The organism is Crossiella sp. S99.2 (assembly GCF_023094165.1).
Classification (GTDB): domain Bacteria; phylum Actinomycetota; class Actinomycetes; order Mycobacteriales; family Pseudonocardiaceae; genus Crossiella.
This window is the reverse complement of sequence record NZ_JALMDK010000009.1, coordinates 77,532-99,613: the sequence shown is the minus strand read 5'-3', so window position 1 is coordinate 99,613 and position 22,082 is coordinate 77,532. Positions and strand designations below refer to the sequence as shown.

23 protein-coding genes are annotated in these 22,082 nt (G+C 70.1%); 8 read left to right on the top strand and 15 right to left on the bottom strand.

Annotation, left to right across the window (positions count from 1 at the left end; all coding sequences use genetic code 11):
• The first annotated feature begins 135 nt into the window (after window positions 1-135).
• From MZC64_RS31095 to MZC64_RS31075, 5 genes are all read left to right on the top strand, one after another.
• Entirely contained in the window at window positions 136-444 is a 309-nt protein-coding gene (locus tag MZC64_RS31095; RefSeq protein ID WP_247760678.1) for a hypothetical protein, read from the top strand.
• 103 nt (window positions 445-547) lie between these two features.
• Window positions 548-1,111, top strand: coding sequence for a hypothetical protein (locus MZC64_RS31090; protein ID WP_247760679.1), 564 nt, complete (start codon window positions 548-550; stop codon window positions 1,109-1,111).
• On the top strand, window positions 1,108-1,452 hold the full coding sequence (locus MZC64_RS31085; RefSeq protein ID WP_247760680.1) for a hypothetical protein: 345 nt from the start codon (window positions 1,108-1,110) through the stop codon (window positions 1,450-1,452). The genes MZC64_RS31090 and MZC64_RS31085 overlap by 4 nt, the downstream gene beginning before the upstream one ends.
• Window positions 1,453-1,742: 290 nt before the next feature.
• The gene (locus MZC64_RS48880) at window positions 1,743-2,108 is read left to right on the top strand and encodes a DUF6247 family protein (RefSeq protein WP_247760681.1); all 366 of its coding nucleotides are present in this window, start codon (window positions 1,743-1,745) and stop codon (window positions 2,106-2,108) included.
• A 2-nt stretch (window positions 2,109-2,110) separates the two neighbouring features.
• Window positions 2,111-2,350 (top strand): hypothetical protein, encoded by a 240-nt coding sequence (locus tag MZC64_RS31075; protein ID WP_247797764.1) that lies wholly within the window; start codon window positions 2,111-2,113, stop codon window positions 2,348-2,350.
• A gap of 261 nt (window positions 2,351-2,611) precedes the next feature.
• On the opposite strand, the gene MZC64_RS31070 is transcribed toward MZC64_RS31075, so the two are convergent.
• The 5 genes from MZC64_RS31070 to MZC64_RS31050 all read right to left on the bottom strand — a co-directional run bounded on the left by MZC64_RS31070 (window position 2,612) and on the right by MZC64_RS31050 (window position 8,444).
• On the bottom strand, window positions 2,612-3,394 hold the full coding sequence (locus tag MZC64_RS31070; RefSeq protein WP_247760684.1) for a fumarylacetoacetate hydrolase family protein: 783 nt from the start codon (window positions 3,392-3,394) through the stop codon (window positions 2,612-2,614).
• A 9-nt stretch (window positions 3,395-3,403) separates the two neighbouring features.
• Complete coding sequence (locus MZC64_RS31065; RefSeq protein WP_247760685.1) at window positions 3,404-4,108, bottom strand: response regulator transcription factor; 705 nt, start codon at window positions 4,106-4,108, stop codon at window positions 3,404-3,406.
• Between the two features lie 79 nt (window positions 4,109-4,187).
• Complete coding sequence (locus tag MZC64_RS31060) at window positions 4,188-4,970, bottom strand: serine protease (protein WP_247760687.1); 783 nt, start codon at window positions 4,968-4,970, stop codon at window positions 4,188-4,190.
• A gap of 121 nt (window positions 4,971-5,091) precedes the next feature.
• Window positions 5,092-6,729 carry a citramalate synthase gene (cimA, locus tag MZC64_RS31055; RefSeq protein WP_247760688.1) on the bottom strand — a complete coding sequence of 546 codons (1,638 nt, stop codon included), beginning with the start codon at window positions 6,727-6,729 and terminating at the stop codon, window positions 5,092-5,094.
• A 230-nt stretch (window positions 6,730-6,959) separates the two neighbouring features.
• Window positions 6,960-8,444 (bottom strand): PLP-dependent aminotransferase family protein, encoded by a 1,485-nt coding sequence (locus MZC64_RS31050; protein WP_247760690.1) that lies wholly within the window; start codon window positions 8,442-8,444, stop codon window positions 6,960-6,962.
• A 162-nt stretch (window positions 8,445-8,606) separates the two neighbouring features.
• Here MZC64_RS31050 and MZC64_RS31045 point away from each other — a divergent pair, with 162 nt between their 5' ends.
• On the top strand, window positions 8,607-9,884 hold the full coding sequence (locus tag MZC64_RS31045; RefSeq protein WP_282106174.1) for a Tm-1-like ATP-binding domain-containing protein: 1,278 nt from the start codon (window positions 8,607-8,609) through the stop codon (window positions 9,882-9,884).
• Complete coding sequence (locus MZC64_RS31040) at window positions 9,881-10,702, top strand: phosphoenolpyruvate hydrolase family protein (RefSeq protein WP_247760693.1); 822 nt, start codon at window positions 9,881-9,883, stop codon at window positions 10,700-10,702. The genes MZC64_RS31045 and MZC64_RS31040 overlap by 4 nt, the downstream gene beginning before the upstream one ends.
• A gap of 244 nt (window positions 10,703-10,946) precedes the next feature.
• On the opposite strand, the gene MZC64_RS31035 is transcribed toward MZC64_RS31040, so the two are convergent.
• From MZC64_RS31035 to MZC64_RS31010, 6 genes are all read right to left on the bottom strand, one after another.
• On the bottom strand, window positions 10,947-11,987 hold the full coding sequence (locus tag MZC64_RS31035) for a 3-isopropylmalate dehydrogenase (protein ID WP_185009237.1): 1,041 nt from the start codon (window positions 11,985-11,987) through the stop codon (window positions 10,947-10,949).
• A 326-nt stretch (window positions 11,988-12,313) separates the two neighbouring features.
• Window positions 12,314-12,919: a DUF6461 domain-containing protein gene (locus MZC64_RS31030; protein WP_247760694.1), complete on the bottom strand. Its 606-nt coding sequence runs from the start codon at window positions 12,917-12,919 to the stop codon at window positions 12,314-12,316.
• A 250-nt stretch (window positions 12,920-13,169) separates the two neighbouring features.
• Window positions 13,170-14,768: a phosphoglycerate dehydrogenase gene (serA, locus tag MZC64_RS31025; protein ID WP_247760695.1), complete on the bottom strand. Its 1,599-nt coding sequence runs from the start codon at window positions 14,766-14,768 to the stop codon at window positions 13,170-13,172.
• 159 nt (window positions 14,769-14,927) lie between these two features.
• A complete protein-coding gene (locus MZC64_RS31020) occupies window positions 14,928-15,236 on the bottom strand; it encodes a DUF397 domain-containing protein (RefSeq protein ID WP_247760696.1) in 309 nt (102 codons plus the stop codon).
• A complete protein-coding gene (locus MZC64_RS31015; RefSeq protein WP_247760700.1) occupies window positions 15,233-15,442 on the bottom strand; it encodes a DUF397 domain-containing protein in 210 nt (69 codons plus the stop codon). The genes MZC64_RS31020 and MZC64_RS31015 overlap by 4 nt, the downstream gene beginning before the upstream one ends.
• Before the next feature lie 68 nt (window positions 15,443-15,510).
• Window positions 15,511-16,359, bottom strand: coding sequence for a helix-turn-helix transcriptional regulator (locus tag MZC64_RS31010; RefSeq protein ID WP_185009245.1), 849 nt, complete (start codon window positions 16,357-16,359; stop codon window positions 15,511-15,513).
• 296 nt (window positions 16,360-16,655) lie between these two features.
• Here MZC64_RS31010 and MZC64_RS31005 point away from each other — a divergent pair, with 296 nt between their 5' ends.
• The gene (locus MZC64_RS31005; protein ID WP_247760701.1) at window positions 16,656-17,099 is read left to right on the top strand and encodes a hypothetical protein; all 444 of its coding nucleotides are present in this window, start codon (window positions 16,656-16,658) and stop codon (window positions 17,097-17,099) included.
• Between the two features lie 729 nt (window positions 17,100-17,828).
• On the opposite strand, the gene MZC64_RS31000 is transcribed toward MZC64_RS31005, so the two are convergent.
• From MZC64_RS31000 to MZC64_RS30985, 4 genes are all read right to left on the bottom strand, one after another.
• Window positions 17,829-18,182 (bottom strand): hypothetical protein, encoded by a 354-nt coding sequence (locus MZC64_RS31000; RefSeq protein WP_247760702.1) that lies wholly within the window; start codon window positions 18,180-18,182, stop codon window positions 17,829-17,831.
• A gap of 244 nt (window positions 18,183-18,426) precedes the next feature.
• Window positions 18,427-19,440, bottom strand: a complete 1,014-nt coding sequence (gene ilvC / locus MZC64_RS30995) for a ketol-acid reductoisomerase (protein ID WP_247760703.1) — start codon at window positions 19,438-19,440, stop codon at window positions 18,427-18,429.
• 29 nt (window positions 19,441-19,469) lie between these two features.
• Window positions 19,470-19,976, bottom strand: coding sequence for an acetolactate synthase small subunit (gene ilvN / locus MZC64_RS30990; protein WP_247760709.1), 507 nt, complete (start codon window positions 19,974-19,976; stop codon window positions 19,470-19,472).
• Window positions 19,977-19,980: 4 nt separating this feature from the next.
• Complete coding sequence (locus MZC64_RS30985; protein WP_247760711.1) at window positions 19,981-21,807, bottom strand: acetolactate synthase large subunit; 1,827 nt, start codon at window positions 21,805-21,807, stop codon at window positions 19,981-19,983.
• Window positions 21,808-22,082 lie beyond the last annotated feature (275 nt).

The following is a 22,082-nucleotide window of genomic DNA, read 5'->3' as shown; positions in this document are numbered from 1 at the left end:
ATTCTCCGTAGTCCCTACGTGCGGCTTGCTGCCGGGGATGGAGTCGGGAGGTTCGCCGTCCCGCATCTTCGTCCCCCATCCAAGCAAGCGGTGGGGCGTGGGCGCCTTGCATCCCACGCCCCACCGTTCCCAACGGTGAACGGGGCGAGCATGGGCGGAAAGCAGACGGAGCGAAAGGGCTGCATCCAGTGCAGCTTCAAGGGCGAGGTGATGATCAACGCGAACGTGCCGCCCTACTGGGGACCGTGCCCGGCGCATGACTGTCCGAGCCGTCCGCCGTGCACCAAACAGCCGTGCCTGGCCTGCGACTTCCCCAACCTCGCCTGGCGGGCGGCGGCACTGCCGGACCTGCCCCCTGTCCCGGAGCCACGGACGGCCGACCAGCAGGCCGATGGCGATACCGAGGGGCGGGAGGTTGAAGACGTTGCAGCACAACAGGTTTAAGTCACTGCTCCGGCAGGGCGCCATGCGGCTTTCGGCGCTCCGGCAGGTGTGCAGCGCGTGCGCGGACCACGACTTGCACCCGTGGATTCTCACGGACTTCCGGTTGCCCGAGAACGGCATGCTTGCCCTGCGCTGCGACTGCCCGCGGCCGTGCCGGTGCCGGGAAACCAGGGCCGTGCGGCTGCTGGTGTCCACGAAGTACGCCAGCCACCCGCCGGACCACTCGGCACCGCCGGAGCTGGCCGACCTGGTGAACCTGTACCACGCCTTCCAGTTCCGGTCGCAGCGGGCGCTGACCCGTGACGCTGCCCGGCAGAGCCCCCTGTTCGCCCGCGTCCGCAGGTTCGACCGGGCAGCGTTGGCCCTCAGCCTCGGCGGTGCCTCGGCGTGCCTTGCGTTGCTGGTCTGGGGGCCGTCGGTCGGCTGGCCGTTGAACGACATCGGCCAGGCCGCCGCCGGAGTGGCCATGCTGGTCCTGCTGGGCTTGGCGTGGCTGCTGTCCTACTCGCACGCCCCGGTGCTCTCCGCTGCGGTAGCCGCGCACGCCGAACGGTACGGCCCTCTCCGCGGAGCCGCCGACACCAGCGCCGAAGCCGACGTTGCCGCCGACACGCACCGCACCCAGGCACCCGCCGATCTCGCCGACCAGGGAGAGCAGCGGCCATGAACGAGTGGGTGTTTGCACTGCTGACGTTCGTCCCCGGCGTGTTCCTGGGGTGGATCATCCGCGACATGTGGCCGGGGCGCCGGACTGCCGAGGAGACGGCCGACCGGGACACCGACGAGTCACCCCGGCGCACCCCTGACAGGCCGGACTCGTGGTCGGCCGCCGCCCTGGTAGCCGCCGAGGCCAAGCACAACGTTTCCCGCCACGCCGCGGCACCTGTACGGGCACGGCACAGCTGCCACTGCCCGCGGCCTGCGGAGTGCAGCCACCGGAAGGTCACCGAACTGGACCCGCCGGATGAGGCGGAGGAAACCGAGCAAGCACTACCCGAGGCAGCGTGATGACGAACGCGTGGCACGTGATCCAACCCCTTGACGATGACCATGACCCGGATCAGTGCCCCAACAGCCCCACCGGGGAACACGACCACGTCGAGGTCTCGCCCGGCCAGTTGGAGTGCGAGCTGTGCTTGGACTCCCGTTCCGCCGAGCACAACGACAACTAGCCGGGCAGCGCACAGCAGTCAGCGAACAGAGCCGCGTAGGGCCGCATCCACCCGCAGGGCCGCGGTCCGACGTCCACAACGGCCGGGCAGGATGTCCGGCAGGGGTGATCCACAGGGAGGAACGCAGTGGAGACGAACAATCACGGCCACCAGACCGGCGTGACGCCGGAGGCCGCCGACCCGGCGCCGGACGCAGCCGAGGCGACCGCTCCACCGTCGGCCACCATCAAGGTGGCCAAGACCGGCCCCGACGTCTGGAGCTGGCTGGGTGGAGAAGACCGCAGCCGGTTTGAACAGGACTTCCGGGCCGCGTTGAGCGAGGTACACGACGACTTCGACGTGTCCCGGCTCCAAGAGGTCATTGACAGCTGGTGGGCGGTTGCCGTCAACATGGCCAACCCCGACCCCGACGCCGAGGCCGCGCGGGAGAAGTACGAGTCCGGGGACTCCAGTGGCCTGGTTGAGGTTCCGGCCGAGCAGCCGGAGAAGTGACCATGCCCTACAAGGTGATGTTGACTACCAGCGTCGAGGAGACGTTGCGTAAGGCATCCGCGGAGCAGCGGGCCGCGTTCAGCCGAAAGCGTGCCCAACTGGAGTCCAACCCAGAGGGCGCAGGTACGTACTCGGACAAGGACGGCATGTGGCACGGCGCCATGGGCGACGCCGGGGTACTGCGCTACAGCATCTACAAGGCCGTGGTGAAGGTGAACGTCTGGACGGTCCAGTTCGTCTAGCCCCGGCGTAGCCAGAGCGGCCCCACTCCGAGATCACGGAGTGGGGCCGCTCTGCGTTGTGCGGGCGGCGTGCGCCGGGGGGCAAACGGGGGGAAACACCCTCCGCAACCTGTCCGTGCCTGGCGCGATTCGGCGACGTTCGTCACTAGTTGACACGACACGCCGGGCGCTGGCATGGTCGAGTACTAGATTCCCGCAGCTCGCGGACATCCCACGCTGATAATGGCCGTTGTCGTACGCCGGTTTGGCCGTTGTGGGCGGTTACCTGGCGGCGACCGGGTTGGTGAGGGTGCCGAGGCCCTCGATGGAGACCGCGACGGTCTGGCCGGGGCGCATCGGGCCCACGCCGGCCGGGGTGCCGGTGAGGATCACATCGCCGGGCAGCAGGGTCATGATGTGCGAGATGAACTCGATCAGCGCCGGGACGTCGTGCACCATCTGCGCGGTGTGGCCGTCCTGCTTGACCTCGCCGTCGAGTTCGGTCTTGATCTCCACGTCCGCCGCGTCCAGCACGGTCTCCACCCACGGGCCCAGCGGGCAGAAGGTGTCGTAGGTCTTGGCCCGGCCGAAGCCGCCGTCGGCCTGCTGCTGGTCGCGGGCGGTGACGTCGTTGGCGATGGTGTAGCCCAGGATGACCTCCCTGGCCTTGGCCGCGGGGACGTCCTTGCACGGGCGGCCGATGACCACGGCCAGCTCGCCCTCGAAGTCCACCCGCTCGGAACTGGCCGGGAGCTTGATCGCCACGTTCGGGCCGATCACCGTGGTGGACGGCTTGAGGAAGATGATCGGGCTGGCCGGGGCCTCGCCACCCATCTCCTTGGCGTGGTCGGCGTAGTTGCGGCCGACGCAGACGACCTTGCTGGGCAGCATCGGCGCCAGCAGGCGGACATCGGCCAGCGGCCAGCGCCTGCCGGTGAACTGGACCTGGCCGAAGGGGTGTTCGGCGATCTCGGCCACGGTCAGCTGATCGGCCGGGCCGTCGAGGTCGCCCTCGATCGCGGCGAAGGCCATGCCCTCGGGGTGGGCTACACGAGCGATACGCACCGGATCACCCTACGACGGCGGCGCCGGGCGCGTCGGGGGACGTAGCACGTAGCCGGTGCGCGGGATGGTGTGGATCATCGGCTCGCGCCGGGCGTCGACCTTGCGGCGGAGGTAGCTGATGTAGGTCGGCACCACCGAGTCCTCGCCCGCGTAGTCGTACTCCCACACGTGGTCCAGGATGTGCTGCTTGGTCAGCACCCGGTTCTGGTGCGTCAGCAGGTGCCGCAGCAGTCGGAACTCGGTCGGACTCAGGTCCACCCTGGTCTCGTCCCGGTGCACCAGGTGCGCGTCCTCGTCCAGGTGCAGCCCGGCGCAGCTCAGCAGCGGCGAGCCGGCCCCGGTGCTGCGCCGCAGCGCCGCCCGGCAGCGGGCCACCAGCTCACCCAGGCTGAACGGTTTGCCCAGGTAGTCCGCGCCGGGCACGGACAGCCCGGTGATCTTGTCCTGCTGGGTGGCGTCCCGGCCGAGCAGGAACAGCACCGGGATCGAGCAGCCGAACCGGCACAGTTGATCGGCCAGGGAACCACCCGGCCCCTTGGCCAGCCGCAGGTCGAGCACGAGCAGATCAGGCCGCCGGCTCAGTCCCATGGCCAGCGCCGCCCCGCCGGTCCCGGCCACCTCGGCCTGGAACCCGGCCCGGCGCAACGCGTTGACGGCCAGGTCGGCCAGGTAGTGCTCGTCGTCGACGACCAGGATGCGCGCGCCCTCCGTCATCCGGACAGTGTCGACCACCCGGGGCCCGGAAAGCGAGTCGCCGCGGGAATCCTCTGTGGACTCCCGCGGCGAACCCGGCTCAGAGATCCTTCACCGAGTTGTAGAGATCACGTGCCTCCGGGCCGAAATACGGCGCCCGGTTGACCTTGTCCACATTGGTGCTGGTCACGCTGATCACGTCACCGAGCCCGGTGGGCTGGTAGTTGCGCAGCCAGGGCCCGCCGCTGGCGCCGTCGTTGCCGTCACAGGTCATCTTGTGCCGGTTGCTGAAGTCGTCCTTGGCCGCGATGCCCCAGCAGTACCACTGGACCTCGCCGTTCTCCATCCGGTACGGGTACCCGGAGACGTGCACGTGCTCGCGGTAGACGGTGTTGATGATCAGCCCGTGCCCGCCAGCCACATCGACCACCCGCCTGCCGTCGGGCAGGTCGTTCATCACCAGGAACGCGTAGTCAAACTTGCGGTCGCGCTTGTCCACCCACTGCGGCGCGGGCACGATGTAGGACGGGGTGAAGGTGGGCAGCTTGTCGCCGCGCTCATAGCCGGGGTGGTAGACGAAGTTCGAGGGCTGAGGCCCGATCCGGCTCACGCAGTGCCCCGCGGTCACCACGACCCGGCCGCTCGGGCTGTTGATCGAGCCCGCTGAACACGCGCCCGTGCTCCCGTCCGACAGGTCGAAGGTCAGCTTGCCGTTGGTCTTGGAGTACCAGGCATCCTTGGCGCCGGGTCCAGCCGTGGTGCCGGCGGGCGCGACCGGACTGGCCAGTCGTTCCGGTGCCGCGGGCGCCGCCTGCGCGGTGCCACCGGTGAGCACCACCCCCGCCAGCAACGCCAGCACCGGCACGATTCGTGCGATCCGCATTCTTGCTCTCCCCTAGCTCGGCGACAGCCCTGCTGGGCCGCCGCCGAATGCTAAGCAGCGGGAGAAGTCGTTGTCCCGCAACGGGATTCGACTTCTCCCTTTGAGGCAGAACACTAGGCCATCAGTGTGTGGCGAGCGTCTCCACGCGCATCGCCTTGTGTGCCAGCGCATCGCAGAGCGCCAGCCAGCTCGCCTCCACGATGTTGCCGTGCACGCCGACCGTGGTCCACTCGGCCGCGCCGTCGGAGGAGGCCACCAGCACCCTGGTCACCGCGTCGGTGCCGTGCTGTTCGGTGAGGATGCGCACCTTGTAGTCGATGAGTTGCACCGAGGCCAGCCAGGGCAGGTGCGGCAGCAGGGCCTTGCGCAGCGCGGCGTCCAGGGCGTGCACCGGGCCGTTGCCCTCGGCGGTGGCGATCACCCGTTCGCCGCCGACGTGAACCTTGACCGTGGCCTCGGAGATCACCACGCCGTCCGGGCGGTGGTCCAGCACAACCCGGTAGGAGTCAAGGACGAACGGCGGCGAGACCGTCTCCTGTGGACCGTCCGGAGTGGACATCTCGCCGCGCAGCAGCAGTTCCAGCGAGGCGTCGGCGGCCTCGAAGGACCAGCCGCGGGCCTCCAGTTCCTTGACCTTGCGCACGGTGCGGGTGACCGCTTCCCCCTGGCCGGCCAGGTCCAGTCCAAGCTCTTTTCCCTTGAGCTCGATACTGGCCCGGCCGGCCATCTCGGTGACCAGGACTCGCATGCCGTTGCCGACGGTGGCCGGATCGATGTGGTTGTACAGATCCGGGTCCACCTTGATCGCGCTCGCGTGCAGACCCGCCTTGTGAGCGAATGCTGCTGTCCCGACATACGCCTGGTGGGCGTCGGGTGCGATGTTGGCGATCTCGGCCAGGGCATGGGAAACGCGAGTCAGCTCGGACAGCGCAGCGGTGGGTAGCACCGGCATGTCCAGCTTGGTCACCAGGTTTGCCACCACGGCGAACAGGTCGGCGTTGCCGGCCCGTTCGCCGTAGCCGTTCGCGGTGCACTGCACGTGGGTGGCGCCGGCCTGCACGGCGGCCACGCTGTTGCCCACGGCGCAGGCGGTGTCGTCCTGGCAGTGGATGCCGACCCGGAACCCGGTCCGCTCCACCACCTCGGTGACGGTCTTGGCGATGCCCAGCGGGAGCTGGCCGCCGTTGGTGTCGCACAACACCACGACGTCCGCACCAGCCTCGACCCCGGCGCCGAGCACGCGCAGCGCGCAGTCCGGGTCATGGGCGTAGCCGTCGAAGAAGTGCTCGGCGTCCAGGAACACCCGGCGGCCCTGCCCGGTGAGGAAGGACACCGTGTCGGCGACCATCGCGGCCGCCTCCTCGACGCTGGTGCGCAGCGCGCGTTCGATGTGCCTGCGATCGGACTTGGCCACCAGCGTGATCACCGGCGCCTGCGAGTCCAGCAGCGCGCGCACTTGCGGATCGGTCTCCGCCCTGGCGCCCGGCCGCCGGGTAGCGCCGAAGGCGACCAGCGCAGCGTGCCGCAGTTGCAGCTCACCGGCCGCCGCCCTGGCGAAGAACTCGGTGTCCTTGGGCAGCGCGCCCGGCCAGCCACCCTCGATGAAGCCCACCCCGACCGAGTCCAGCAACCGGGCCACCGCGAGCTTGTCGGTGGCCGAGTAGGTGATGCCCTCGCGCTGCGCGCCGTCCCGCAGCGTCGTGTCGTAGACGTGGAAGCTGTCGCCGAGCGGGGTGTCGGCCGGGCTGGTGCGGGTCACGGGAGGCTCCATGTGGCGGGAGGCACTACGGGTTTCGACAGTCGGAAGGCCAAACAAAAAGACCCCCCGCGAATGCGAGAGGTCTGCGCGCCGGGTGCTGGAGAGGCACTACCCGGCGCGCTCGTCAATAATGATCACGAAACGTGAGGTCACGCCAAAGATGCTGCCACAGACCCGCACCGAATATCCAGCACACGGACGGGTGCTCCCAGATCGCGGGACGCGCCTGGTCACTCAGCAGCGGTGGCCAGCCTGCGGATTCCTTCCCTGACCCGCTCCGGCGACACCGAGTAGCCGACCCGCAGCCACTCGCGCAGGCCCTCGGCCGCGGAGTAGGCGGGCCCCGGCACCACCAGCACCCCGTGCTTGCGCGCCCGCGCGGCCAGCGCGACCGAGTCCCGGCCGGGCGCGCGCAGCCACAGCGCCGCCCCGCCCAGCGGCCGGGCGAACTCCCAGCCGGGCAGGTGTTCCCGCGCGGCTTGTTCGGCCGCGGCCAGTCCGGCGGAGAGCTGTCCCATCCGCAGCCGCCGGGCGTGATCGCTGTGCGGCAACAACTTCAGCCCGAGCAGCTGGCTGGGCACCGAACTGCCCAGATCGGCGGCGTTCTTCACCCGGCTCAGCCGCGTGATCAGCTCCGAGGGCCCGTGCACCCAGCCGACCCGCAGTCCGCCCCAGAACAGTTTGGACAGTGAGCCCACGGAGAACACGGTGGCCGGCACGCCGTGCTCGGCGGCCACCGCGGCCAGTGGCGCGGGCGGCGGCCAGCTCAGCGAGGTGTCCACAGTGGACCCATCGTCCACCACCGCCACCCCGGTGGCCGCGGCCGCGCGCACCACCCGCAGCCGGTCGGCCAGGCCGAGAGTGGCGCCGGTCGGGTTGTGCGCGGTGGGCAGCAGATAGAGCAGCTTCGGGCGGCGGGACTCCAGCAGCCGCTCCAGCACCTCGATGTCCACCCCGCCAGGACCGCGCCGCCCGGTGCGCACCGGCACCGAGAGCACCTTGGCTCCCCTGGCCCGGAACGCCTCCAGCGCGCCGCGGTAGGTGGGCTCCTCCAGCACGATTTCATCACCCGGTTGCAACAACCCCTGGGCGAGCATGTCCACGGCTTGTTGCGAGCCGCTGGTGACGATGACGTCCTCGGCCACCGCCGGCACCCCGCGCCCGGCCAGCTGACCGGCCAGCGCCACCCGCAGCTCGGGCAGGCCGCCGACGAAGTAGCCGTGATGGTCCAGCAGGCCGGCGTAGTCGGCCGCGCCCAGGGTGGCGGCGATCTCGGCCACCATCGGCAGGCCAGGCAGCGCGCCGGTGGACAGGTCCACGGTGTCCGGCGGGTTGGGCAGGTGCGCGCCGGTGAGCGGAGCCGGGACCGCGCCACTGCGGCCGAGGCCGAGCGCGCCCGCCCTGGACTCCGGCGCCGGATAGTCGATACCGGGCCGCCTTGCCCAGGTACCACTGCCCCGGCGGCTGGCCAGCCAGCCCTCGCTGCGCAGATCGTCGTAGGCGGCCACCACGGTGGACCGGCTCACCGCCAGGGATACCGCCATCGCCCGTTCGGCGGGCAGCCGGGTGCCCTCGGGCAGTTCGCCGCTTTCCACGAGCTGCCGGATCGCGAGGGCCAGCCGCCGGTGCAGGGACCCGGTTTCCTCGGTCCATCCCTGGAGTAGTCCAGCCAGACGGGTGACGCTGATCGCGGATTTGCCCAGTCGAGCGGACACCCGCAGTCCACCTCCGCGGAATTGGCCTGCTCAGGCCCGATCGGACCGGAGCAGTCTCTGATCTGATGGGCCGCAACGTATCGGAATGATCATTTCCGTTGTCGCGCACACCTCTTTCGACGTTACTTCACGCTGGACCGCCCCTGGAAGGAGCCGCTCGCCTTGGCGACCGTGGTGCTGGTCGGGACCCTGGACACCAAGGGAGTTGAGTACGCCTGGCTCGCCGAGCGGATCACCGCGGCGGGCTGCGCGGTGCTGTTGGTGGACACCGGAGTGCTCGGCGATCCGTTGACCAGGGCGGACATCAGCGCCCGGGAGGTCGCCGCGGCGGCGGGGGTGGAGCTGGGCGAGCTGCGCGCGGCCGGGGACCGGGGCGCGGCGCTGGCCGCGATGGCCACCGGCGCGGCCGCGATCGTCACCTGTCTGCACCAGCAGGGCATGCTGCACGGCATCATCGGCCTTGGCGGCTCCGGCGGGTCCGCGGTGGCCAGCGCCGCGATGCGGGCGCTGCCGGTCGGGGTGCCGAAACTGCTGGTCTCCACGATGGCCTCCGGGGACACCACGCCGTACGTGGACGCCCTCGACCTGGCCATGATGTACAGCGTGGTGGACATCGCCGGGCTCAACTCGGTCTCCGAGCTGATCCTGCGCAACGCGGCCAACGGGATCGCCGGCATGTCCCAGGGCTACGAGCACACACTGCAGAACACCGACCCGCGTGAGACGGAACCGCGGCCGGTGGTGGCCGCGACCATGTTCGGCGTCACCACCCCCGCGGTGGACGCCGCCCGCGCCCGGCTGACCGAACTCGGCTACGAGGTGCTCGTCTTCCACGCCACCGGCTCCGGCGGCAAGTCGATGGAAGCCCTGGCCGGAAGCGGACTGCTGGCCGGGGTGCTGGACCTGACCACCACCGAACTGGCCGACGACCTGGTCGGCGGGGTGCTCTCGGCCGGACCGCAGCGACTGGCCGCGGCGGGCCGGGCCGGGCTGCCACAGGTGGTGAGCCTCGGTGCGCTGGACATGGTCAACTTCGGTCCGCTGGAGACCGTGCCGGAACGCTTCGCCGAGCGGAACCTGTACGTGCACAACGCGACCGTGACCCTGATGCGCACCACCCCGGCGGAAAACCGGGAACTGGGCAGGCGGATCGCGGCCAAACTGCGCGCGGCCACCGGACCCGCCGCGTTGTTCGTGCCGCTGCGCGGGGTCTCCGCGATCGACGCCACGGACGGGCCCTTCGACGACCGGGTGGCCGACGCCGCCCTGTTCGGCGTGTTGCGCACCTCGCTCGCGGGCAGCACGGTGGAACTGCACGAGCACGACGCGCACATCAACGACCCGGAGTTCGCCGTCGCGATGGCCGACCGGTTGCACGAGTTGATCACAGCGGGGGCCCGGACCGGGAACGCGGCACTCGCGGGAGGGCCAGCGCGATGAGCCGCGAGGAAATCCTGGCCGGATTGCGGTCCACAGTGGAACAGGGCAGGCCGATCATCGGCGCGGGCGCGGGCAACGGCCTCTCCGCCAAGTGCGCCGAGGCCGGTGGCGCGGACCTGCTGATCATCTACAACTCCGGCCGGTACCGGATGAACGGCCGCGGTTCGCTGGCCGGGCTGATGCCCTACGGCGACGCGAACGCGATCGTGCTGGAGATGGCGGGCGAGGTGTTACCGGTGGTGCGGCACACCCCGGTGCTGGCCGGGGTCTGTGGCACGGATCCGTTCCGGGTCATGCCGCACTTCCTGGACCAGCTGGCCGCGCTCGGTTTCGCCGGCGTGCAGAACTTCCCCACGGTGGGCCTGATCGACGGGGTGTTCCGGGCCAACCTGGAGGAGACCGGGATGGGCTTCGATCTGGAGGTCGACCTCATCCGCCTTGCCGCGCAACGGGATCTGCTCACCGCACCGTACGTCTTCGACCCGGACCAGGCCGCCGCGATGGCCGCGGCGGGCGCGGATGTGCTGGTGCCGCACATGGGCCTGACCACCAAGGGCTCGATCGGCGCGGCCACCGCGGTGTCCCTGGACGAGGCGGTGGAACGGGTGCAGGCCATGCGGGACGCGGCGGTGGCGGTGAACCCGGACATCCTGGTGCTCTGCCACGGCGGCCCGATCGCCGAACCCGCCGACGCCGGGTACGTGCTGGCCCGGACCGAGGGGGTGGCCGGATTCTTCGGCGCCTCCTCGATGGAACGACTACCCACCGAGATCGCGCTGACCGCGCGGGTGGCGGAGTTCAAGAGCATCCCGATCTAGCCCCCCAGACCCGGCCGTCGACGGTTTCCCCCAGGACCCGAGTCGGCCTGCCAGTCGTCCGGTGCGGCCCGCCAGCCCACCGGACGACCCCGAAGCCCCCCGTGTTGCCCGTCATCACGGGGGGCTTCACCTAGGTCGTGTTTGGTGGACCTTGGTCGCGATCAATATCCACCAAACACGACCTACAACACAACAGGCCCCGACCGTCCACTTAGGACGATCGGGGCCCGTTGGGCTTGGGGGATCAGGCTCCGGTGCGCTGCCCGGAACTCACCAGCGCGGCCAGCCGGTCGCCGACCGCGTAGGTCGCGCCGGGCGCCGTGTGGTCCCTGGTGGCCAGGTCGAAGGCCACCGCGGCCTCGATCCGGCGGGCGGACTCGGGCTCGCCGAGGTGGTCGAGCATGAGCGCGACGGAGAGCACCGCCGCGGTCGGGTCGGCCACGCCCTGCCCCGCGATGTCCGGGGCGGAGCCGTGCACCGGCTCGAACATGCTCGGGTTGCGCCGGGTGACGTCCATGTTGCCGCTGGCCGCCAGGCCGATGCCGCCGGTGACCGCCGCGGCCAGGTCGGTGATGATGTCGCCGAAGAGGTTGTCGGTGACGATCACGTCGAACCGGCCCGGGTCGGTGACCAGGTGGATCGTGGTGGCGTCCACGTGCTGGTAGGCCACGGAGACGTCCGGGTACTGCAGCGAGACCTCCTCGACCACCCGCGACCACAACTGGCCCGCGTAGGTGAGCACGTTGGTCTTGTGCACCAGGGTGAGGTGCTTGCGCGGCCGGTTGGAGGCCCTGGCGAAGGCATCCCGCACCACGCGCTCGACCCCGAACAGCGTGTTGATGCTGACCTCGGTGGCGATCTCGTGCGGGGTGTCCTTGCGCAGCAGGCCGCCGTTGCCGGCGTAGAGGCCCTCGGTGCCCTCGCGCACCACGACCATGTCGACCTCTGGCGAGTCGGCCAGCGGGCTGCGCACGCCGGGGTAGAGCCGCGCCGGACGCAGGTTGACGTGGTGGTCAAGCTCGAAACGCAGGCGCAGCAACAGCCCTCGTTCGAGGATGCCGCTGGGCACCGACGGGTCGCCCACCGCGCCCAGCAGGATCGCGTCGTGCTGGCGCAGCTCGCCCAGCACGGATTCAGGCAATAGCTCCCCCGTGGCGTGCCAGCGGGCCGCACCGAGGTCGAAGCGGGTGATCTCCGCGGTCGGAAGGACCTCACCGAGCACCTTGAGCGCTTCAGCGATCACCTCGGGGCCGATCCCATCTCCTGGGATCACCGCGAGCCGCATGCACACACCTCCTGGCTAGTTGCCCCACCTACAGGGACAAACCGTTGCGCGCAGGTTACCGGCTGAGGGGCTGGAAAACGCAGTCCGGACACGCTTTCCGACCGATCTCTCCCGTACTGCGGGACACCCGATCGGGTTTCCCCCGTCAAGGGAGCCCGATTTTGGCCGTTTCGAAGGGTGGAAAGCCCGTCTCAACCGACGAAGTCCCGCCGTGGGGCGGGAGGATGGCAGCCTAACCGGGCTTCCGGGGGCGAAACCGGCTGCCAGCGGGGCGTGGCCGATGTTTGCCCAAAGTCCACTCGTCTGGGTGAGTAGGCGGCTTGGTCTCACTCCGGCTCGCGGGCGGAGAGCACCACCGTCGGCAGCGTTCCGGAGAGGGTTTCCGGGCTCAGCCGGACGCCGGTGACCCGCTCCGCCAGTGCCAGCGCGGCGGCGTCCGGATCGGGCGCGGTCCCACCATCCGGATCAAGGCCGACCGCCAGCATCACCGGCAGCAGCGCGTCCGGCAGGCTGCCCCAGCGCAGGTACGGCACCAGCTGGTCGAAGGCGGTGCGCAGGCCGCCGTCCACCGCGTGGCTGATCTGCCCGACCGAGTCCAGGTTGCGGTAGACCGAGAGCACCTCGCCGCCCGCGGAGACCACCGAGAGCACCTCGTCCAAAGTGGACTGGAACCCGTTCGGCTCCAGCACCAGCACCCAGTCGCTCACCTTGGTCACCGCGGCCAGCAGCAACGACTCGGGCAGCGCGTCCTGCTGCGCCCGGTCGATCGCGTCCAGCGTCATCGGCCGGGCCGTGTCCGGATCGGCCCCGAACCGGCGCAGCACCTCGGCCTCGTCGACCCCGCGCACGAAGGCCAGTGCGAACGCCGCCCCCAGCGGCAGCTCGGCCAGCCACGCGTAGTCCCCGGCGCCGTCACCCGCGCCGGAGAGCATCCCGACCCCTGGAGATCCACATACGCCGAATGCTGCCACCAGAACCCGCCGGACTCCACGGTCTTCCGTCGGTCCCGCCCATATCGACCAACGCCAGGTACCAAAACGGCCAACACCCCGTACAACAACGGCCAACACGCGCGCGGGTGCGAACCCGACCGGCGTGTTGGCCGTTGCAGGCGGTGTGTTGGCCGTTGTCGTACCGCGTGTTGGCCGTTGTCGTACCTGGTGTTGGCCGTTGTGGGTCGGGTTAGAAGGCGATGGCCTTCACGGTGCGCGCGCCGACGGTGGCGCCGATGGGCTCCAGCACGCCGGCGTCGACCGGGCGGTCCACCCGCAGCAGCATGGTGGCGTCCGCGCCGTCGCGGGTCTGGGAGATCTGCGCGGCCTCCACGTTGACCCCGGCCTCGCCGAGCAGGGTGCCCACGGTGCCCATCACGCCGGGGCGGTCCGGGTACTCCAGCAGCAGCACGTGGCCCTCGGCGCGCAGGTCGAAGCTGCGGCCGTTGACCTCGACCAGCTTCTCCACCTGGTTGCGGCCGCTGAGCGAGCCGGAGACGCTGTAGGCGGTGCCGTCCGCGCCGACCGTGCGCACGGTCACCAGGCTGCGGTGGTTGGCGCTCTCGGACTCGGTGACCACCCGCACGTCCACCCCGAGGTCGGCGGCCAGCTTGGGCGCGTTGACGAAGGTGACCTGCTCGTCGACCAGGTGCGCGAACACCCCGCGCAGCGCGGCCAGCGGCAGCACCCGGACGTCCTCAGTGGACAGTTCGCCGCGCACCTCGACGGTGACTGAGACCGGGGCCTTGTTGGCGCCGAAGGCGGCCAGCACCGCGCCCAGCTTCTGGGTCAGCGGCAGGTACGGCCGGACCTCCTCGCCGACCACGCCGCCGCCCTGCACGTTCACCGCGTCCGGCACGAAGTCCCCGCGCAGCGCGAGCACCACGGACCGGGCCACGTCGGTGCCCGCGCGGTCCTGGGCCTCGCCGGTGGAGGCGCCAAGGTGCGGGGTCACCACGGCCTTGGGCAGCTCGAAGAGCGGGCTCTCGGTGCACGGCTCGGTGGCGAAGACGTCGATGCCGGCGCCGCCGACCTGGCCCTCGCGGATGGCGTCGGCCAGCGCGGCCTCGTCGATCAGCCCGCCGCGGGCGGCGTTGACGATGAGCACGCCCTTCTTGGTCCTGGCCAGCTGCTCCTTGCCGATCAGACCCAGGGTCTCCGGGGTCTTGGGCAGGTGGATGGAGAAGGCGTCCGCGCGCTCCAGCAGCTCGTCCAGGCTGACCAGCTCGATGCCGAGCTGGGCCGCGCGGGCCGGGGCCACGTAGGGGTCGTAGGCGATCAGCGTGGTGCCGAAGGCGGCGATCCGCTGGGCGAAGAGCTGGCCGATCTTGCCGAGGCCGACCACGCCGACGGTCTTGCCGTTGAGTTCCACGCCGCCGTAGGCGCTGCGCTTCCACTGGCCGGTGCGCAGGCTGGCGTCGGCCGGGGCGATGTTGCGGGCCACCGCGAGCAGCAGCGCGACCGCGTGCTCGGCGGCGGAGACGATGTTGGAGGTGGGCGCGTTGACCACCATCACGCCGCGCGCGGTGGCGGCGGGCACCTCGACGTTGTCCAGGCCGACACCGGCCCTGGCCACGACCTTGAGCTTGCCGGCCGCGGCGAACACCTCGGCGTCGACCTTGGTCGCCGAGCGCACGAGCAGCGCGTCGGCCTCGGCCACCGCGGACAGCAGCGCGGTGCGGTCGGTGCCGTCGACGTGCCGGATCTCGACGTCGTCGCCGAGCACCTCGAGCACCGAGGGCGCGAGCTTCTCCGCGATCAAAACGACGGGGCGGTTGGGGTTGGTCACCGGTGCGCTCCTGAGAGGACGGATTGCCTTGGTCCGGGTCACCGCGTTGTGCCCCGAGCGGGAAAGCCGCAGTCTAGCTGCGGTGTTACCGGCATGTTTCAGGTGGCGGGGGCGAGCTTGGTCACCCCCGCTCCACCCGATGTTCACCAGGGCCAGGACTCACCAGGGTTCGGTGAACTCCCCGTCCTTGGCCCCGGCCAGGAACGCTTCCCATTCGCTGGTGGTGAAAACCAGGGTCGGCCCCTCGGGCTGCGCGCTGTTGCGCATCCCGATGTAGGTGGTCCCGGCGGAGTCGACGAAGGCGATCTCCACCTTGCCGGTGCCGTCCGGGTCCTCCTCACTGGAGAGCCACTGCGCCTGGGAGAAGTCGAGCGTGTCCCGGATCCCGGCCTTGTCGTCATAGACCGGGACCTTGCTGTTAGGCGCCGCGGTGTTCGGCACTGCCGTGCTGGGGTGCTGCCCAGTCACGCCCGGGACCCGTGCAGGGCCGGGGCACTGGCGAGGAAGCCGTGCCACTGCGCGCGACTGAAGGTCAGCGCGCCGCCGGCACGGTTCTTGGAATCCCGCACCGCGGCCGCCGCGGCGGGCAGCGCGACCTCGACGCAGTTGTTGCCGCCGCCGCTGTAGCTGCTGACGCGCCAGGAAAGCGATTCGGTGTTGTAGCTGGCCAACATGACTTGCTCCTTGCCGGATAACAGATGGTGCGATGGTCGAGCGCAGCGCCGGATGGCCTGCCTCCTGCTCATGCGAGCTCCTCCGCCATGGCGGCCATCAGGGCGACCGATTCCTCGGTGCCCAGCGCCGCGGCGCGGACGTGGTCGAAAACCGTGCTGTACAACCGGATCTCCTCCGGCTTCTCCAGGTAGAGCGCGCTGGTGAGGCTCTCCACGTAGACCACGGTCGGGTCCAGCGGATCGGGGAAGCCGAGCATGACGAACGGGCCGTCGGAGGCCGCGTGCCCGCCCGCGCTGAACGGGAGCACCTGGATCTCCACGTTCGGCAGCGAACTCATCTTCACCAGCCGGTCGAGCTGTTCGCGCATGACGTCGGCGTCGCCCACCCGCCGCCGCAGCGCGCCCTCGTCCAGCACGGCCCAGTACTTGGGTCCGTGGTCGGAGGAGAGCAGTCCCTGGCGAGCCATCCGGGCGGAGACCCGGCGCTCGACCTCGTTGGGCGCGGCCTTGGGCCGCACCGCGCGGAAGACCGCCAGCGCGTACCGTTCGGTCTGCAGCAGCCCCGGCACCACGAGGGACTCGAAGGTGCGGATCGAGGACGCCTCCGCCTCCATCCCGGCGAACCCGCCGGTGAGCACGTCGCCGTAGTTGTGCCACCAGCCCTTGAGTTTTGCCATCCGGGCCAGGTCGATCAGCGCGTTCTGCCGTTCACCCTCGACGCCGTAGAGCACCAGCATGTCCCGCACATCCCTCGGGTTGACCCCGGTGCGGCCGGTCTCGATCCGGCTCACCTTGGCCGCCGAGCACTCCAGGTGCGCCGCGACCTCCTCACAGGTGAGGTTCGAGCTTTCCCGTAGGCGCCGTAACTCGGAGGCCAGCCGCCTTCGGCGCACGGTCGGGCTGTGACTGGTGGACATCTCCTGGCCTCCGGGCAAGTTCGCGAGTTCGCGGCGCGCCCGTGGCGCGGTGCCGGCCGCCCGCCGTGACACGCAGTGAGAGGGAACTCGCGCAGTGTGCCCGCCCAGGCTAGCTAGCTGCAATCGCTTGTGGTTTGCAGGACGACACTCTCACCCGATCGTGTCTTTCGCAGTATGTACGTTGCATTTCTGGGCGCCCGTCTTGCACGCTAGGTACCCACGTCGTCGCTCTCCGAAATCGGCGGCGACCACCGGTCGTAAGCGCTCGGTGACGCAGACTACTCAAGTTAGGGGCGGTGGAGACCGTGTGGTCGTCAGGCAGGCCCATCCTGGATGTGCACGAGCCGCCGGATCGCTGCACGACCCGCGGCCGCGAGTGCTACCGCGCGGTGGCCACCCGGCTCGCCGAGCTGGCCGAACTCGCCGCGACCCAGCCCGACCCCGCCGCCCGCAACGCCTTGCTGCGCACCGTGCACGGCTGGCAGTTCCTGCTCGCCCAGCACCGCGCCGTCGGCCGGAAGAAACGCCGACGCTGCCGGTTATGCCGCCCCAGCTGGGGCCTTGGCGGCGAATGGCCTTGCCCCACCTGGCGAATCGCCTACGTCCAGCTGTGCCTGGTCGAGGATTCGCCCTCCCCTGAGCTGTCGTCCTGGCCCAGTAGCCCCCCGCCGGGCCAGGACGACATCCCCGTGCAGCGGGCCCGGCATCGCCTGCGGGTGGCCCCCGGCGTGGTGGCCTGAACCCAGCCCGCCGGACCGGAACTGCTGCGCCAGGCCGAATTTTCCGCGGCGGACCGGATTTTCGCGGCAGGCCGGCGATTCCGCGCCCGGCCAGAGCTTCCGCGGCGGGCGAAGGCGTTGTGGGGCGAGGACTTTGTGGCGGACATGGTCGGCACGGACCATCCCTGGGTCCGTGCCGATCATGCTGTCCAGGCCCGGCCGCGAGCGCGCGGCCACCCGCCGCTGACTACGGTGAGTGATAGCGCCCACCGTCACTGCCGCCGAACGGATCAGCTTCGCTGGACACGTCGGAGCGGTCTTGTGCAGGTTGCATCAACTTGCGTTACCGATGTGCAGGACCGCGGCGTCCACTTCATCGACCATGACCGGGTTACCGCACCGGCGGTCAACGGCATCGCCAGAACAGCGGCACTCCACCGCACCGCTGCCGCGCAGCCTGGTGGATGCGGTGCTGGTGCGGCAAGCGACCTTCGTCGCATCCCGGGTAGGTCTTGCCTCCCGGCGCGCGCCAATCCGCCGTACCACTCCGGCCAACCCGGCGTACAAGAACGGCCAACCCGGCGTACGACTTCGGCCAACACTCGGGGCGGGTGGGGCTTCGCCGGGAGTGTTGGCCGTTCTCGTACCGCGTGTTGGCCGTTGTGGGCCGCGTGTTGGCCGTTGTTGTACGCCGCGTTGGGCGTTGTGGGGCGGCCGGGTGGGGACTGGGGCGTCGGGGGCGGGTGTGGGCTAGTGCAGGGCGTGGCGGGGGCGGCTGTCGGCGAAGGCGGTGTGCTGGGCCGCGACCAGCATCTGCGGCAGGCCGCGTTCCACGGCCAGGAAGCGCTGGGCGCTGTCGTAGGCGCGGCAGGGCTCGAACGGGAGGCGGTGGCGGCGTTTGCCTGGCTGGCACTGGCGGCAGTGGCCGTACTCGTCCGGTTCGTGCGCGTCCAGCACGAGCTTCAACGCGGAGATGAGGCGGGGCATCTCTGCCCTGGCCAGCTCGGCCACGTCCGGGTCGTCGAGGGTGTGGATGAGGGTGAACAACTTGGCCAGGTGGGTTCGGACAGACTCGTCCAGGCCACCGGTCATGTTGCCGGTCATGGCTTTGCACGCTCCCCGCGTCGTCATGAGGCGGCGCTTCCGCCGTCTCCCTGCTGCCGGGCCGGGGTCCCAAGCCCTGCCGGCTGACTGCGGATCACTTGTCAACTCCATGCTAAATAAGCAAATTACCGAGTGAAATGAACTGATCGGGTGGGATCTCGGATCACCCTCCGTAACCCCCTGAACAGCGCGAACGCCGCCCACTCCAGGGTGGACGGCGTTCGCTCTGTGCTGGTTGCAGACGTCAGGCGGTCTCGGTGATGGGGCGGTCGACCCAGGACATGAGCGCCCGGAGCTTCTTGCCGGTCTCCTCGATCGGGTGAGCTTCGCCCTCCTGCTGGAGCTTGCGGTAGTTGGCGCGGCCGTTGTCGTCCTCGGCCACCCACTCCCGGGCGAAGGTGCCGTCCTGCACCTCGGTCAGGATCTTCTTCATCTCCTCCTTGACCGCGGCGGTGATCACGCGCGGGCCGCGGGTCAGGTCGCCGTACTCGGCGGTGTCGGAGATGGAGTAGCGCTGGCGCGCGATGCCGCCCTCGTACATGAGGTCGACGATCAGCTTCAGCTCGTGCAGGCACTCGAAGTAGGCGATCTCGGGGGCGTAGCCCGCCTCGGTCAGCACCTCGAAGCCGGCCTGCACCAGCGCGCTGGCGCCGCCGCAGAGCACCGCCTGCTCACCGAAGAGGTCGGTCTCGGTCTCCTCGGTGAAGGTGGTCTTGATGACGCCGGCCCGGCTGCCGCCGATGGCCTTGGCGTAGGAGAGCGCGAGCGCCTGGCCGTTGCCGGTGGCGTCCTGCTCGATCGCGATCAGGCAGGGCACGCCCTTGCCGTCGACGAACTGGCGGCGGACCAGGTGGCCGGGACCCTTCGGCGCGACCATGGCGACGTCCACATTGGACGGCGGGGTGATCAGGCCGTAGCGGATGTTGAAGCCGTGCCCGAAGAAGATCGCGTCGCCGTCGTTGAGGTTGGGCGCGATGTCCTTGGCGTAGATGTGCCGCTGCGCGGTGTCCGGCGCCAGGATCATGATCAGGTCCGCCTCGGCGGAGGCCTCGGCGGGGGTGAGGACGCGCAGGCCCTCCTCCTCGGCCTTGGCCCGGGACTTGCTGGTCTCCGGCAGGCCGATGCGGACGTCCACGCCCGAGTCGCGCAGGCTCAGCGCGTGCGCGTGGCCCTGGCTGCCGTAGCCGATCACCGCGACCTTGCGCCCCTGGATCACGCTGATGTCGGCGTCGTCGTCGTAGAAGATCTCGACACTCATTGCTCTTGCTTCTCCTGTCGTGCGTTATCTCAACGGACCGCGGTCGCGGTGATGGAACGGGCGCCCCTGCCGATGGCCACCATGCCGGACTGGACCATCTCCCTGATGCCGTAGGGCTCCAGCATGCGCAGCAGGGCGTCGAGCTTGTCGGCGGTGCCGGTGGCCTCGACGGTCAGCGCCTCCGGCGAGACGTCGACCACCTTGGCGCGGAAGAGCTGCACGGTCTCCAGCACCTGGCTGCGCACGGTGGCGTCGGCCCTGACCTTGACCAGCAACAGTTCCCGGCGCACCGAGGTGGCCCCGTCCAGCTCAACGATCTTGATGACGTTGACGAGCTTGTTGAGCTGCTTGGTGACCTGCTCCAGCGGCAGCAACTCCACGGCGACCACAATGGTCATCCGGGACACCTCGGGGTGTTCGGTCGGGCCGACCGCGAGGCTCTCGATGTTGAAGCCCCGCCGGGAAAACAGTCCGGCCACCCTGGCGAGCACACCGGGCTTGTTCTCCACCAGCACGCTGAGCGTGTGCCGAGTCATCGCCTCACACCTCGTCTTCGTCGAACAGCGGGCGGATGCCACGCGCGGCCATGATCTCGTCGTTGCCGGTGCCGGCGGCCACCATCGGCCACACCTGCGCGTCCTTGCCCACCACGAAATCGATCACGACCGGGCGGTCGTTGATCTCCATCGCCTGCTGGATCACCGAGTCGACCTCGTCCTTGGTCTCCGCGCGCAGACCGGCGCAGCCCAGCGCCTCGCCCAGCAGCACGAAGTCCGGGATGCGGTGCTTGTGCGTGCCCAGGTCGGTGTTGGAGTAGCGCTCGGAGTAGAAGAGGTTCTGCCACTGCCGGACCATGCCCAGGTTGCCGTTGTTCATCACCGCGACCTTGATCGGGATGCCCTCGATCGCGCAGGTGGCCAGTTCCTGGTTGGTCATCTGGAAACAGCCGTCGCCGTCGATGGCCCAGACCTGGGTGTCCGGCAGGCCCGCCTTGGCGCCCATGGCCGCGGGCACGGCGAAGCCCATGGTGCCCAGCCCGCCGGAGTTGATCCAGGTGGCCGGCTTCTCGTACTTGACGAACTGGGCGGCCCACATCTGGTGCTGGCCGACGCCCGCGGTGTAGACCGCGTCCGGCCCGACCAGCGCGCCGATCCGCTCGATGCAGTACTGCGGGGACAGCGAACCGTCGGCGGGCCAGTCATAACCCAGCGGGAACGAGCCGCGGATGTCGTTGAGCATGGTCCACCAGGCGGAGATGTCCGCCCTGGTGCCGCCGTCGTACTCGGCGCGCACCGCCGGGACCAGGTCGGCGATGATGTCCTTCACATCGCCCACGATCGGCACATCGGCCTTGCGGTTCTTGGAGATCTCGGCCGGATCGATGTCGGCGTGGATGACCTGCGCGTCCGGCGCGAAGGTGCCCAGCTGGCCGGTGACCCGGTCGTCGAAACGCGCGCCCAGGGTGATCAGCAGGTCCGAGCGCTGCAGCGCGGCCACCGCGGCGACCGTGCCGTGCATACCCGGCATGCCCAGGTGCGAGCGGTGCGAGTCGGGGAAGGCGCCGCGGGCCATCAGCGTGGTGACCACCGGGATGCCGGTCAGCTCTGCCAGGTCGAGCAGTTCGGCGCTGGCCTGGCCGCGGACCACGCCGCCGCCGACGTAGAGCACCGGGCGCTTGGCCGCGGCGATCAGCTTGGCCGCCTCGCGCACCTGCTTGCCGTGCGGTTTGGTGGTCGGCCGGTAGCCGGGCAGCCGCATCTCCGGCGGCCAGGTGAAGGAGGTGGTGGCCTGCAGGATGTCCTTGGGCAGGTCGACCAGGACCGGGCCGGGCCGGCCGGTGCTGGCGATGTGGAATGCCTCGGCGATCGCGCGCGGGATGTCCGCGGCCTCGGTCACCAGGATGTTGTGCTTGGTGATCGGCATGGTGATGCCGCAGATGTCGGCTTCCTGGAAGGCATCCGTGCCGATGGAGGAGCGGGCCACCTGACCGGTGATCGCGACCATCGGGATGGAATCCATGTAGGCGTCGGCGATCGGGGTGACCAGGTTGGTCGCGCCAGGTCCGGAGGTGGCCATGCACACACCCACCCGGCCGGTGGCGTGGGCGTACCCGGAGGCGGCGTGGCCCGCGCCCTGCTCGTGCCGGACCAGGATGTGCCGCAGCTTGGTGGAATCCAGCAGCGGGTCGTAGGCGGGCAGGATGGCGCCGCCGGGGATGCCGAAGACGATCTCGCAGCCCACCGACTCGAGCGAACGCACGAGCGACTGCGCGCCGGTCACCCGGACCGGAGCGCCGGCCGGCGGGGTCGGGCGGGGTCTTGCCCCCTGGGACGGCGGGGGCGGCGGCGTGGGCCTCACCTGGGTCATCGGGTCTGCCTCGTGTTCGGTGTGAGCAAGCTAAGGGCAACAAAAAACCCTCGTCGGCCCGGGTCGGCCATACGAGGGTTGCGCGTCGACGAGTGCTTCCTAGGCGTCGACGCGCCTGGGAAGTACGAGGAGGAAAGTCTTGCGCTGCACCCTGTCGACGCTAGTCCTTGGCCGGGACAGGCGTCAACTCTGCGGGACGGTACTCCCGCATGTTGGACACGACCGAGGGACATAGAACCTTCGACAGGGGGTGTTCACGCACGTGGGAGGATCGG